Consider the following 13,869-nt stretch of genomic DNA (forward strand, 5'->3'; position numbering starts at 1 on the left):
GTGCGAAATTTGATTCTTGTTGGGCCGATGGGCGCTGGAAAAAGCACCATCGGCCGTTTGCTGGCCAAAGAGCTGCGCCTGCCATTCAAAGATTCCGACAAGGAAATTGAATTGCGCACGGGCGCCAATATCCCATGGATTTTCGACAAGGAAGGCGAACCGGGCTTTCGTGACCGTGAGCAGGCGATGATCGCCGAGCTGTGCGCGTTCGATGGCGTGGTGCTGGCCACGGGCGGCGGCGCGGTCATGCGCGAAGCCAATCGTCGGGCGCTGCATGCCGGCGGACGAGTGGTCTACCTGCACGCCTCCGTCGAACAGCAGGTCGGACGCACCGCCCGGGACCGCAACCGACCGTTGTTGCGCACCGCCGACCCGGCCAAGACCCTGCGGGACCTGCTGGAACTGCGCGATCCGCTGTACCGGGAAATCGCCGATCTGGTGGTGGAGACCGACGAGCGGCCGCCGCGGATGGTGGTGCTGGACATTCTCGAGCGCCTGCAGCAGCTGCCTCCCCGTTAATGCGCCTCGCGAAATGCGCTATCCTCGACGTCCCGTCGGGGCCCGCCTGGAGCGTGGCGGATAGCCATCTCAAGGCGCCAGGGCAAGCACCCGGGGCTTTCGTTAATTGCAGGCAGGACGCCTGATTCCATCTTCACTGTGGGGACACATGCAGACACTTAAGGTCGACCTGGGCGAGCGCAGCTACCCGATTCACATTGGCGAAGGTTTGCTGGACCAGCCCGAACTGCTGGCGCCGCATATTGCCGGGCGGCAAGTGGCGATCATCTCCAACGAGACCGTCGCGCCTCTGTATCTGGAGCGCCTGGCCCGCAGCCTGTCGGCCTTCTCGGTCATTTCCGTGGTGTTGCCCGACGGTGAGGCGTTCAAGACCTGGGAAACCTTGCAGCTGATTTTCGATGGCCTGCTGACTGCGCGGCATGACCGTCGTACCACGGTGGTCGCCCTGGGTGGCGGGGTGATTGGCGACATGGCCGGTTTTGCCGCCGCCTGCTATCAGCGCGGCGTCGATTTCATCCAGATTCCCACCACGCTGCTGTCCCAGGTCGACTCGTCGGTAGGCGGCAAGACCGGGATCAACCATCCGCTGGGCAAGAACATGGTCGGTGCTTTCTATCAGCCCAACGTGGTGCTGATCGATACCGCCACCCTCAATACCTTGCCGGCCCGCGAACTCTCTGCCGGGCTGGCGGAAGTCATCAAGTACGGGCTGATCTGCGACGAGCCGTTCCTGGGCTGGCTCGAAGATAACGTCGATCGCTTGCGTGCGCTGGATCAAACGACCCTGACCTACGCCATCGAGCGCTCCTGCGCCGCCAAGGCCGCCGTGGTGGGTGCCGATGAGCGTGAGTCGGGGGTTCGCGCCACGCTCAACCTGGGCCACACCTTCGGCCATGCCATCGAAACCCACATGGGCTATGGTGTCTGGCTGCATGGCGAGGCAGTTGCGGCCGGCACGGTCATGGCCCTGGAGATGTCTGCGCGTCTGGGCTGGATCAGTGAGCAGGAACGCGATCGCGGTATCCGTCTATTCCAGCGCGCCGGCCTGCCGGTGGTTCCGCCCGAGGAAATGACTGAGGCGGATTTCCTTGAACACATGGCAATCGACAAAAAAGTGATCGACGGTCGTCTGCGCCTGGTGCTGCTGCGCCACATGGGCGAAGCGGTGGTGACCGACGATTATCCGAAAGAGGTTCTACAGGCCACGCTGGGAGCGGACTACCGCGCCCTGGCTCAGCTTAAAGGTTAATAAGATTCCGATGACTAGTTTGCATGCCGACGAGGCTTTCCTCGGCCATTTCCAGTTGAGTCATGACCCTTTCGCTCCACGGGTCCCGGGCTTCAAATTCTTTCCCGCCCAGCGCAAGCCGGTGCTGGGCCAGTTGCATCACCTGGCCCGCTACAGCCAACTGCTCCTGGTGGTTACCGGCCCCCAGGGCAGCGGCAAGACCTTGCTGCGCCAGGCCCTGGTGGCCAGCACCAACAAGCAGTCGGTGCAAAGCGTGGTGGTCTCGGCCCGTGGTGCCGGTGACGCCGCCGGTATATTGCGCCAGGTGGCCCAGGCGCTGAACGTCGCCCAGGCCGAGATCGGCGCGATTCTCGATCAGATCGTGCAACTGGCGCTGACCGGGCAGGAAGTCTATCTGCTGGTGGACGACGCCGAGCAGCTCGACGAGTCGGCCCTGGAAGCCCTGCTGGCCCTGGCCGCCGGGGCGCCGGAAGGTCGTCCCCATGTGTTCCTGTTCGGAGAGTCGTCGCTGATCGCCGATCTGGATCAACTGAACCTTGAGGAAGAGCGCTTCCACGTCATCGAGCTGGCGCCCTACACCGAAGAGGAAACCCGTGAATACCTGGCCCAGCGTCTTGAGGGCGCGGGTCGGGGTATCGAACTTTTCACCGCCGATCAGATCTCTGAGATTCACGAGAGCTCCGATGGCTGGCCTGGCACCATCAACCAGGTTGCCCGAGATGCTCTGATCGAAGTCATGATTGCCAGCCGCTCTGCGGTGAAGCGTCCAAGTATGGGGTTCAACATGCCGAAGAAACACGTATTGGCGATTTCCGCCGTGGTCGTGGTCGCGGTCGCCGCCGCCTGGCTGATGCCGGGTCGCAACAAGGCACCGACCACGGGCGCACCTGCCAACGAACAGGCACAACTGCCCCTCGGTCAGGGCACGCCACAACCCAACGGTGGTGCGCCGGCAGTGGAATTTGCCGGTAACACCCAGCCGATGCCGCTGCCGTTGGTCGGCCAGTCGCAACCGGTCATGCGTGGTCCCCTGGCCGAAGCCGCGGGTGGCATCACCGAAGGCGACGACGGCGCAGCGCCGCCGATCGACGACAGCAGCGATGTGCCGCCGACCGTGACCACCACTGCACCGCCCGCAGGCGTGCCGGCTGGCCCGGCGCCATCGCCTGCCCCGACCGCCAAGCCGACTCCAGCCCCGACCCAGTTGGCTAGCGCCAAGCCTGCTCCTGCGCCGGCCGCGAAACCGACGCCAGCGCCAGCTCCAGCGACCAAGCCTGCCGCTACCCCGGCCAAGGCCACGGGCGGTAGCTGGTACGCCGGCCAGGCTCCGAGCAACTACGTGGTGCAGATCCTCGGCACCAGCTCCGAAGCCACGGCGCAGAACTTCGTCAAGGAACAGGGCGGCGAGTACCGGTATTTCAAGAAAGTGCTCAACGGCAAGCCGCTGTACGTCATCACCTATGGCAGCTTTGCCAGTCGTGATGCAGCCGTTTCCGCCATCAAGGCCTTGCCAGCGAAGGTTCAGGCTGGTAAACCTTGGCCTCGCACTGTCGCCAGCGTCCAACAGGAACTGGCTGCAACTCGCTGAAGATTCGGTGGCCTTACCCAGGCCGCCTCTCCCGGCAACCTCAAAATTTCCGCAGGGGCGAGCGACCTTTCAGGCCGCGCGCCTTGTGGTGTCTGCGTCACAGTAGCGTTTGAGTCGTAGCGGTCGAACCCAAAAAAGTTTTGACTAGCACAGCATATAGCTTTAAACCTTTCACAAATGCGACATGGATTTGCGACAGTTCGTCGTCAAATTTGTGAGCCTCTGTGTCGGTGTGTACAATGACCTCCCTTTTGCCCCCGCAAAGCTGGCGTACGTTCGGCGCGGCATGCAACTGGTTGAATTGAAAAGAAATTTGCCTCGATAAGGGGCAGCCTGGTGAGAAAGTGTCTATGAAAGCAGGTCTGTACCAACCAGATGAATTCAAGGATAACTGTGGTTTCGGCCTGATAGCCCATATGCAGGGCGAGGCGAGCCACACCCTTTTGCAAACGGCCATTGAGGCCCTGACCTGCATGACCCACCGCGGTGGGATCAACGCCGACGGCAAGACCGGTGACGGTTGCGGCTTGCTGATTCAAAAGCCTGACGAGTTCCTGCGTGCCATTGCCCAGGAAACGTTTGGCGTGACCCTGCCCAAGCAGTACGCCGTGGGCATGGTGTTCTTCAACCAGGACCCGGTGAAGGCGCAAGCGGCTCGCGAGAACATGAACCGCGAGATCCTGGCCGCCGGCCTGCAACTGGTGGGTTGGCGCAAAGTGCCGATCGACACCAGCGTCCTCGGCCGCCTTGCCCTCGAGCGCCTGCCGCAGATCGAGCAGGTGTTCATCGCTGGCGATGGCCTGAGCGACCAGGACATGTCGATCAAGCTGTTCAGCTCCCGTCGTCGCTCGTCGGTGGCCAACGCCGCTGACACCGACCACTACATCTGCAGCTTTTCCCACAAGACCATCATCTATAAAGGCCTGATGATGCCGGCGGACCTCACCGCCTTCTATCCGGACCTGAGCGACGAGCGCCTGAAAACCGCGATTTGCGTGTTCCACCAGCGCTTCTCCACCAATACCCTGCCGAAATGGCCGCTGGCCCAGCCATTCCGCTTCCTTGCCCACAACGGCGAGATCAACACCATTACTGGCAACCGCAACTGGGCCGTGGCCCGTCGCACCAAGTTCGCCAATGACCTGATGCCGGACCTCGAAGAACTCGGCCCGCTGGTCAACCGCGTGGGCTCGGACTCCTCGAGCATGGACAACATGCTGGAACTGATGGTGACCGGTGGCATCGACCTGTTCCGTGGCGTGCGCATGCTGGTGCCGCCGGCCTGGCAGAACGTCGAGACCATGGACCCGGACCTGCGGGCCTTCTACGAATACAACTCCATGCACATGGAGCCGTGGGATGGCCCGGCCGGTATCGTCATGACCGACGGTCGCTACGCCGTGTGCCTGCTGGACCGTAACGGTCTGCGCCCGGCGCGCTGGGTCACCACCACCAACGGGTTCATCACCCTGGCTTCGGAAATCGGTGTCTGGAACTACCAGCCCGAGGACGTCATCGCCAAGGGCCGCGTAGGCCCTGGCCAGATCTTTGCCGTGGACACCGAAACCGGCCAGATCCTCGACACCGACGCGATCGACAACCGCCTCAAGTCCCGTCATCCGTACAAGCAATGGCTGCGCAAGAATGCCCTGCGCATCCAGGCAACCATGGAAGACAATGACCACGGTTCGGCTTTCTACGACGTCGATCAGCTCAAGCAGTACATGAAGATGTACCAGGTGACGTTCGAAGAGCGTGACCAGGTGCTGCGTCCGCTCGGCGAGCAGGGCTACGAAGCGGTCGGCTCCATGGGTGACGACACGCCGATGGCCGTGCTGTCGCAGCGCGTGCGCACGCCGTACGACTATTTCCGCCAGCAGTTCGCCCAGGTGACCAACCCGCCGATCGACCCGCTGCGCGAAGCGATCGTCATGTCCCTGGAAATCTGCCTCGGTGCCGAGCGCAACATTTTCCAGGAATCGCCGGAGCACGCCTCGCGCGTGATCCTCAGCTCGCCGGTCATTTCTCCGGCCAAGTGGCGCTCGCTGACCAACCTCGACCGTCCGGGCTTCGCGCGCCAGGTCATCGACCTGAACTACGACGAAAGCGTCGGCCTGGAAGCGGCGATCCGCAACGTCGCCGATCAGGCTGAAGAAGCCGCGCGCGCCGGGCGCACCCAGATCGTGCTGAGCGACCGCCACATTGCGCCGGGCAAACTGCCGATCCACGCCTCGCTGGCCACCGGTGCGGTGCACCACCGCCTGACCGAAAAAGGCCTGCGCTGCGACTCCAACATCCTGGTGGAAACCGCTACTGCCCGCGATCCGCATCACTTCGCGGTGCTGATCGGTTTCGGCGCCTCGGCGGTGTATCCGTTCCTGGCCTACGAAGTGCTGGGCGATCTGATCCGCACCGGTGAAGTGCTGGGCGACCTCTATGAGGTGTTCAAGAACTACCGCAAGGGCATCACCAAGGGCCTGCTCAAGATCCTGTCGAAGATGGGCATCTCGACCATCGCCTCGTACCGTGGCGCGCAACTGTTCGAGGCCATCGGCCTGTCGGAAGAGGTCTGCGAGCTGAGCTTCCGTGGCGTGCCGAGCCGCATCAAGGGTGCGCGCTTCGTCGACATCGAAGCCGAGCAGAAAGCCCTGGCGGCCGAAGCCTGGAGCCCGCGCAAGCCGATCCAGCAGGGTGGCCTGTTGAAGTTCGTCCATGGCGGCGAATACCACGCCTACAACCCGGACGTGGTCAACACCTTGCAAGCGGCCGTGCAGCAGGGCGACTACAGCAAGTTCAAGGAATACACCTCGCTGGTGGACAACCGTCCGGTGTCGATGATCCGCGACCTGCTCAAGGTCAAGACCCTCGACACGCCGCTGGACATCAGTGAAGTGGAACCGCTGGAATCGGTGCTCAAACGCTTCGATTCCGCCGGTATCTCCCTCGGCGCCCTGTCCCCGGAAGCCCACGAAGCCCTGGCCGAAGCCATGAACCGCCTTGGTGCGCGTTCCAACTCCGGTGAAGGCGGCGAAGACCCGGCGCGCTATGGCACCATCAAGAGTTCGAAAATCAAGCAGGTTGCCACTGGCCGCTTCGGTGTGACGCCGGAATACCTAGTCAACGCTGAAGTGCTGCAAATCAAGGTGGCCCAGGGCGCCAAGCCTGGTGAGGGCGGCCAACTGCCCGGTGGCAAGGTCAACGGCCTGATCGCCAAGCTGCGTTATGCCGTGCCTGGCGTGACCCTGATCTCGCCGCCGCCGCATCACGACATCTACTCGATCGAAGACTTGTCGCAACTGATCTTCGACCTCAAGCAGGTGAACCCGAAGGCGCTGGTCTCGGTGAAACTGGTGGCGGAAGCGGGCGTCGGCACCATCGCTGCCGGTGTGGCCAAGGCCTATGCCGACCTGATCACCATTTCCGGCTACGACGGAGGCACCGGCGCATCGCCGCTGACCTCGATCAAGTACGCCGGTGCGCCGTGGGAACTGGGCCTGGCTGAAACCCACCAGACCCTGCGCGGCAACGATTTGCGCGGCAAGGTCCGGGTGCAGACCGACGGTGGCCTGAAAACCGGCCTGGACGTGATCAAGGCGGCCATTCTCGGCGCTGAGAGCTTCGGCTTTGGCACCGCGCCGATGATCGCCCTGGGCTGCAAGTACCTGCGCATCTGTCACCTGAACAACTGCGCCACCGGCGTGGCAACCCAGAACGAAAAGCTGCGCAAGGACCACTACATCGGTACCGTCGACATGGTGGTGAATTTCTTCACCTACGTGGCCGAAGAGACCCGCGAATGGCTGGCGAAGTTGGGCGTGCGCTCGCTCGAAGAACTGATCGGCCGTACTGACCTGCTGGAAGTGCTCGAGGGCCAGACCGCCAAGCAGCATCACCTGGACCTGACCCCGTTGTTGGGCAGCGATCACATTCCGGCAGACAAGCCACAGTTCTGCCAGGTAGACCGCAACCCGCCGTTCGACAAGGGTGAGCTGGCCGAGAAGATGGTCGACATGGCCGCTGCGGCGATCAACGACCTGAGCGGTGCCGAGTTCGCCTTGGATATCTGCAACTGCGACCGCTCCATCGGCGCACGGATCTCCGGCGAAATCGCGCGCAAGCACGGCAACCAGGGCATGGCCAAGGCGCCGATCACCTTCCGTTTCAAGGGCACGGCCGGCCAGAGCTTCGGCGTCTGGAACGCCGGTGGCCTGGACATGTACCTGGAAGGCGACGCGAACGACTACGTGGGCAAGGGCATGACCGGCGGCAAACTGGTCATCGTTCCACCCAAGGGCAGCATCTACAAGACTCAGGACAGTGCCATCATCGGCAACACCTGCCTCTACGGTGCTACGGGCGGCAAGCTGTTCGCCGCCGGCACCGCAGGCGAGCGTTTTGCCGTGCGTAACTCCGGCGCCCACACTGTGGTAGAAGGCACCGGCGATCACTGCTGCGAGTACATGACCGGTGGTTTTGTCTGCGTGTTGGGCAAGACCGGTTACAACTTCGGCTCTGGCATGACTGGCGGTTTCGCCTATGTGCTCGACCAGGACAACACCTTCGTTGACCGGGTCAACCACGAACTGGTGGAAATCCAGCGGATCAGCGGCGAGGCGATGGAAGCCTACCGCAGCCACCTGCAACGTGTGCTGGATGAATACGTCGAGGAAACCAACAGCGAGTGGGGACGTAACCTCGCCGAAAACCTCGATGACTATCTGCGTCGTTTCTGGCTGGTCAAGCCCAAGGCTGCCAACCTGAAATCGTTGCTTTCCAGCACTCGTGCCAACCCGCAGTGATATGCGCCTGAAGAGTTTGATGAGGTTTTAACAATGGCTGAACGTCTGAATAACGACTTCCAGTTCATCGATGTCGGGCGCAAGGATCCGAAGAAGAAACTGTTGCGTCAACGCAAGAAAGAGTTCGTGGAAATCTACGAGCCTTTCAAACCCCAGCAGTCGGCCGATCAGGCCCACCGCTGCCTGGGTTGCGGTAACCCGTACTGCGAATGGAAGTGCCCGGTGCACAACTTCATTCCAAACTGGTTGAAGCTGGTGGCCGAGGGCAACATCCTCCAGGCCGCCGAGCTGTCCCACCAGACCAACACCCTGCCGGAAGTCTGCGGTCGGGTGTGCCCGCAGGATCGCCTGTGCGAAGGTGCGTGCACCCTCAACGACGGTTTTGGCGCGGTGACCATCGGTTCGGTGGAGAAGTACATCACCGACACCGCGTTCGCCATGGGCTGGCGCCCGGACATGTCCAAGGTCAAGCCGACCGGCAAGCGTGTGGCGATCATCGGTGCCGGCCCGGCGGGCCTGGGCTGTGCCGACGTGCTGGTGCGCGGCGGCGTGACCCCGGTGGTGTTCGACAAGAACCCGGAAATCGGTGGCCTGCTGACCTTCGGTATCCCCGAGTTCAAGCTGGAAAAGACCGTGCTGAGCAATCGCCGCGAAGTCTTCACCGGCATGGGCATCGAGTTCCGCCTGAACACCGAGGTGGGCAAGGACGTGACCATGGAGCAACTGCTCGAAGAATATGATGCGGTATTCATGGGCATGGGCACCTACACCTACATGAAGGGCGGCTTTGCCGGTGAGGACCTGCCGGGCGTCTACGACGCACTGGATTTCCTGATCGCCAACGTCAACCGCAACCTGGGCTTTGAAAAGTCGCCGGAAGATTTCGTCGATATGAAAGGCAAGAAGGTCGTGGTACTGGGCGGCGGTGACACGGCGATGGACTGCAACCGTACTTCGATTCGCCAGGGCGCCAAGTCGGTGACCTGCGCCTACCGTCGTGACGAAGCCAACATGCCCGGCTCGCGCAAAGAGGTGAAGAACGCCAAGGAAGAAGGCGTGAAATTCCTCTACAACCGCCAGCCGATCGCCATTGTCGGTGAAGACAAGGTCGAAGGCGTGAAGGTGGTCGAGACCCGTCTCGGCGAGCCGGACGCCCGTGGCCGCCGCAGCCCCGAGCCGATCCCCGGTTCCGAAGAGATCATCCCGGCCGACGCCGTGGTCATCGCCTTCGGCTTCCGCCCGAGCCCGGCACCGTGGTTCGAGCAGTTCAGCATCCAGACCGACAGTCAGGGCCGCGTCGTGGCCCCGGAACAAGGCCAGTACAAGCACCAGACCAGCAACCCGAAGATCTTCGCCGGTGGCGACATGGTCCGCGGTTCCGACCTGGTGGTGACAGCGATCTTCGAAGGCCGTAATGCGGCGGAAGGGATCCTGGATTACCTGGGGGTCTGATCATTTCCTGAATTGGAATGCGATCAAATGTGGGAGCGAGCTTGCTCGCGATAGCGGCGAATCAGTCGACGAAAATGTTGACTGTGATGCCCTCATCGCGAGCAAGCTCGCTCCCACAGTGGTTTTTGGTGTTGCCTGATACCGCGACAAATTGCCCCGATAGATAAAAGGCACGGCTCTTGCCGTGCCTTTTGCCTCGCGCTCTGAGAAAATGCCCGCACTTTTTTTCCGGATGCCGACATGACTGCCCTGAAGAACGACCGTTTCCTTCGCGCCCTGCTCAAGCAACCCGTAGACGTCACCCCGGTGTGGATGATGCGCCAGGCCGGTCGCTACCTGCCGGAGTACCGCGCCAGTCGCGCCAAGGCCGGTGACTTCATGAGCCTGTGCATGAACCCCCAGTTCGCTTGCGAAGTGACCATGCAACCGCTGGATCGCTATCCGCAGCTGGACGCGGCGATCCTGTTCTCCGACATCCTCACCATCCCCGACGCCATGGGTCAGGGCCTGTACTTCGAGACCGGCGAAGGCCCGCGCTTCAAGAAAGTCGTCAGTACCCTGGCCGACATCGAAGCGCTGCCGATTCCCGATCCGCAGAAGGACCTGGGCTACGTCATGGACGCGGTCAGCACCATCCGCCGCGAGCTCAACGGTCGTGTGCCGCTGATCGGCTTCTCCGGTAGCCCATGGACCCTGGCCACCTACATGGTCGAAGGTGGCTCGTCGAAGGACTTCCGCAAGACCAAGGCGATGCTCTACGACAACCCGCAAGCCATGCACCTGTTGCTGGACAAGTTGGCGCAGTCGGTCACCTCTTACCTCAACGGCCAGATCCTGGCCGGTGCGCAAGCGGTGCAGATCTTCGATACCTGGGGCGGCAACCTGTCGGCGGCGGCGTACCAGGAGTTTTCCCTGGCCTACATGCGCAAGATCGTCAGCGGCCTGATCCGCGAGCATGAAGGTCGTAAAGTGCCGGTGATCCTGTTCACCAAGAACGGCGGCCTATGGCTGGAAAGTATCGCCGATGCCGGCGCCGACGCCCTGGGCCTGGACTGGACCTGCGACATTGGCAACGCCCGCGAGCGCGTAGGGCATAAAGTCGCCTTGCAAGGCAACATGGACCCGACCGTGCTTTACGCCAAGCCGGAAGCCATCCGCGCCGAAGTTGGACGCATCCTCGCCAGCTACGGCAGTGGCAGCGGCCACGTGTTCAACCTCGGCCACGGCATCACCCCGGAAGTCGATCCGGAACACGCCGGTGCTTTCCTGAGGGCGGTGCACGAGTTGTCGGCGCAATACCACCAGTAATCGCTGTCCAGCGTCACCCCGCCTGTCCGGACCCGTGCCGGACAGGCTTTTTTTTGCCTGTTTTTTATTTGTTAAATGTAAAGCGTCAGTTGTTTTGTCTGATGTGTCTGTTTGGTTTGTTTGATAGTTATTTCCGTTCGTAAGAAGTTTCTCAAACTATGTAAGAGAAAAAGCTTCAGAGATCATTCCTTCTATTTTGAGAGATTTTTCCTACATAGGAACTGTTCAACTTTCTATAAGGTTCGGCGCTTGTGAGGTCTGGCGCTGAACGATCCGGCGGGCCTTTCAAGATGACGGTAATTCGTCTTTCAATCTCGATGAGTAGTCTGGAACTTATATGAAAAACAACTTCAATAGGGGCAATGTATTAACGGGGTGTGCTTCGTCGTTAGTTCTGTTGTCGGCCATGGTGGCGTCCCAAGGTGTGCATGCACATGGTTTCGTCGACGTGCCACCTTCTCGCGCACTGTTGTGCCAGAAAGGTGTCAACCTAAACTGCGGTGGCGCGCAATACGAGCCGCATAGTACCGGCGAGACCTTCAAGGGTTTCCCGAATGGTGCAGGTGGCGGGCCGCTGCAAGGCCCTATCGACGGCAAAATCGCCAGCGGCGGCAACGCCAACTTTTCTGCCCTTGATGCGCAATCGGCTTCGCGCTGGCACCTGACCGAAATCAGGGACCGCAACATTACCTTTCAATGGCAATATATCGCGCCGCACCGGACGAGCAAACACGAATACTTCATTACCCGCGACGGTTGGAACCCGAACCAAGCGCTCAAGCGCTCCTCGTTCGACAGCACGCCGTTCTGTACGGTGGATGGCGGTCATCAAGTTCCGGTAGGCGGTGCCCCGCACAACTGCGTCATTCCTGACAGTAAATCGGGTCATCACGTCATCCTGGCCGTCTGGACAGTGGGCGACACGGATAACGCATTCTACAACCCGGTGGATGTGAACATTCTCGCTGAAGCCGCATTGCCGGGCGGCTGGTTGCCGGTGGGCAGCATTACGCCATCGACCCCGTTGCTGGCGGGTGACAAGGTCAAGGCCCGGGCCTTCTCCGCCACCGGCGAAAATGCCGAGTACAGCGTAGAAATCAGTATCGACAACGCTGAAGAAGGCAAGCCTGAGAATTGGTCGTTCAAACTGGCCGAAGCCATCAACAACGCCCATGCCCTGATTCGTGCCGGTATTCGTGACGAAGACGGCAATATCGCGCCGGTCAAAGGTACCAACAGGCTGTATGCCCAGAAAGAAAGCGGTGTGACCGGCTATCAAGTGCAACTGGACATGCAGGAAGACGCCAACGCCAGCATGGAACTGTCCCCCCTGCAGCCAGAGTACGTACTCGACAAAGGTCGGGTCAGCATGGCGCTCATCGCGCAGACAAACCGCAGGATGAACCTTGAAGCCACGTTGTTCGATGAGAAGAACAAGCAGGTGGGTATCGTGCAGACCGTAGGTGAAGGCAATACAGGCTTGAGCCTGGACTTGCGCGGCGCCGCCCCTGGCACGCACACCCTGACGCTGGTGGGCACCACCGAAGACGGCCGCACCACGCGCCAGGAGACCCAGACGGTCACCCTGACCGGTGAGGGCGTCGGCATCGAATACGATTTCGTGTTCCCTGACGGCCTCGGCGACTACACCGCCGGCACGAAAGTGCTGCAGTCCAAGACTGACGAAGTCTTCGAGTGCAAGCCGTTCCCTGCGTCCGGCTTCTGCAACCAGTACAGCCAGTCGGCGAACGGTTTCGAACCGGGTGTCGGTGCGTCCTGGCAAAGCGCCTGGGACAAGCTGTAAGTCCTGACAGGCATGGCTTCAGGCGGTCCCCACGGTCTGCCTGAAGCCTTCACACGAGAACGCGCTGATGCATTCCCATTCCAATTATTCCCGGCGGCGGGTCCTGCTGCACTGGCTGTCGGCCGGCATTATTTTATGGGCGTTGGTGTCCGGGTTTTATGTCGCTTACAAACCGGTATCAGCCGCCACCGAACACTGGGTCGGGTCACTCAATGTGTCGCTGACGACCGTGTTCATTCCGCTGTTTGTGTGGCGGTCCTGGCTGTTTATCTGCGCGTCGAAAACCTGTGGAACGGTGTTGTCACTGACCAAAAGGCTGGCCTTGGCGATACACACGCTGATCTACCTGAGCATCGGCGTCGTGCTGGTGACGGGCGTGCTGATGATGAAAAGCGCCATCAGTGTTTTCGGGCTCGTTCGAATCCCCCAGCCGCTGGACGATCCATCGCTGATCCAGCTGGCCAACACCGTCCATACCCAGTCTTGCGTGGTGCTTTCGACACTCATCGCGCTGCATTTGTGCGCCGTGCTCTGGCATGAGTTATCCGGACGCCGGGTGGTGCGGCGAATGTCGTTCGCCAAGCGTGCAGGCGCGACTATTGAGCGAGCGCAAAGGTGAGTGTTTCCGTTTGGGTTGGCAGCCGTCTGCCGAAGGCGTTGCTGGTGCTCGTGCCGCTGCTGTACGGCTTATTGCTGGCCGGACAGGAGTGGCGTTTTCGCCAGGCATTGGCGCGTGATGTGCCAGTGGTGGATGAGTCGCAGGCTGTTCCGGTTCGTGCACTCCCCAACGTGCAAGCCGTGGCGACGGTACTCGGCCTGACGCCTGAAGGTGCCCACTCACCCAGCGCCGAACCGCTGACCTTACAGGCCAGTTTTGTCGCCGACCAGGGTTTGTCGCGGGCATTGCTGGCCGACGCCACAGGCCCGCGTATCTATCAGGTGGGGGAGCGTTTGCCTGGCGGCAGTGTGTTGCGCCGGGTCGAGGCCAGCCATGTGATGTTGTGGCGCAACGGACGTGAAGAGCGACTGGCCCTGCAACAGGAAACAAAACCCTTGCTGCGCCGATTGGACCGCGAAGGCCAGGGGCCTGCACCGCTTCAGGCCGCGCAATACCTACGCCCGGTGGCCGGGCAATCAGAGTGATCGAATC

9 protein-coding genes are annotated in these 13,869 nt (G+C 61.5%); all 9 read left to right on the plus strand.

Annotated features, from left to right (window positions below):
* On the plus strand, positions 1–519 hold the full coding sequence (gene aroK, locus SGN16_RS02075; RefSeq protein WP_024779904.1) for a shikimate kinase AroK: 519 nt from the start codon (positions 1–3) through the stop codon (positions 517–519).
* A 148-nt stretch (positions 520–667) separates the two neighbouring features.
* Entirely contained in the window at positions 668–1,768 is a 1,101-nt protein-coding gene (aroB, locus tag SGN16_RS02080) for a 3-dehydroquinate synthase (protein ID WP_335943760.1), read from the plus strand.
* A gap of 10 nt (positions 1,769–1,778) precedes the next feature.
* A complete protein-coding gene (locus SGN16_RS02085) occupies positions 1,779–3,356 on the plus strand; it encodes an AAA family ATPase (RefSeq protein WP_335943761.1) in 1,578 nt (525 codons plus the stop codon).
* A 350-nt stretch (positions 3,357–3,706) separates the two neighbouring features.
* Positions 3,707–8,155, plus strand: a complete 4,449-nt coding sequence (gltB, locus tag SGN16_RS02090; RefSeq protein ID WP_210642479.1) for a glutamate synthase large subunit — start codon at positions 3,707–3,709, stop codon at positions 8,153–8,155.
* A 33-nt stretch (positions 8,156–8,188) separates the two neighbouring features.
* Entirely contained in the window at positions 8,189–9,607 is a 1,419-nt protein-coding gene (locus SGN16_RS02095; protein WP_039592434.1) for an FAD-dependent oxidoreductase, read from the plus strand.
* 240 nt (positions 9,608–9,847) lie between these two features.
* Positions 9,848–10,915 (plus strand): uroporphyrinogen decarboxylase, encoded by a 1,068-nt coding sequence (gene hemE / locus SGN16_RS02100; protein ID WP_063323298.1) that lies wholly within the window; start codon positions 9,848–9,850, stop codon positions 10,913–10,915.
* Between the two features lie 337 nt (positions 10,916–11,252).
* Positions 11,253–12,719: an N-acetylglucosamine-binding protein GbpA gene (gene gbpA / locus SGN16_RS02105; RefSeq protein ID WP_335943762.1), complete on the plus strand. Its 1,467-nt coding sequence runs from the start codon at positions 11,253–11,255 to the stop codon at positions 12,717–12,719.
* 67 nt (positions 12,720–12,786) lie between these two features.
* Positions 12,787–13,338 carry a cytochrome b/b6 domain-containing protein gene (locus SGN16_RS02110; protein WP_335943763.1) on the plus strand — a complete coding sequence of 184 codons (552 nt, stop codon included), beginning with the start codon at positions 12,787–12,789 and terminating at the stop codon, positions 13,336–13,338.
* Entirely contained in the window at positions 13,335–13,862 is a 528-nt protein-coding gene (locus SGN16_RS02115) for a type II secretion system protein N (protein WP_335943764.1), read from the plus strand. The genes SGN16_RS02110 and SGN16_RS02115 overlap by 4 nt, the downstream gene beginning before the upstream one ends.
* The last annotated feature ends 7 nt before the right edge of the window (positions 13,863–13,869 follow it).

It is taken from the genome of Pseudomonas sp. G166, from assembly GCF_037027455.2.
In the GTDB taxonomy this organism is placed as follows: Bacteria; Pseudomonadota; Gammaproteobacteria; order Pseudomonadales; family Pseudomonadaceae; genus Aquipseudomonas.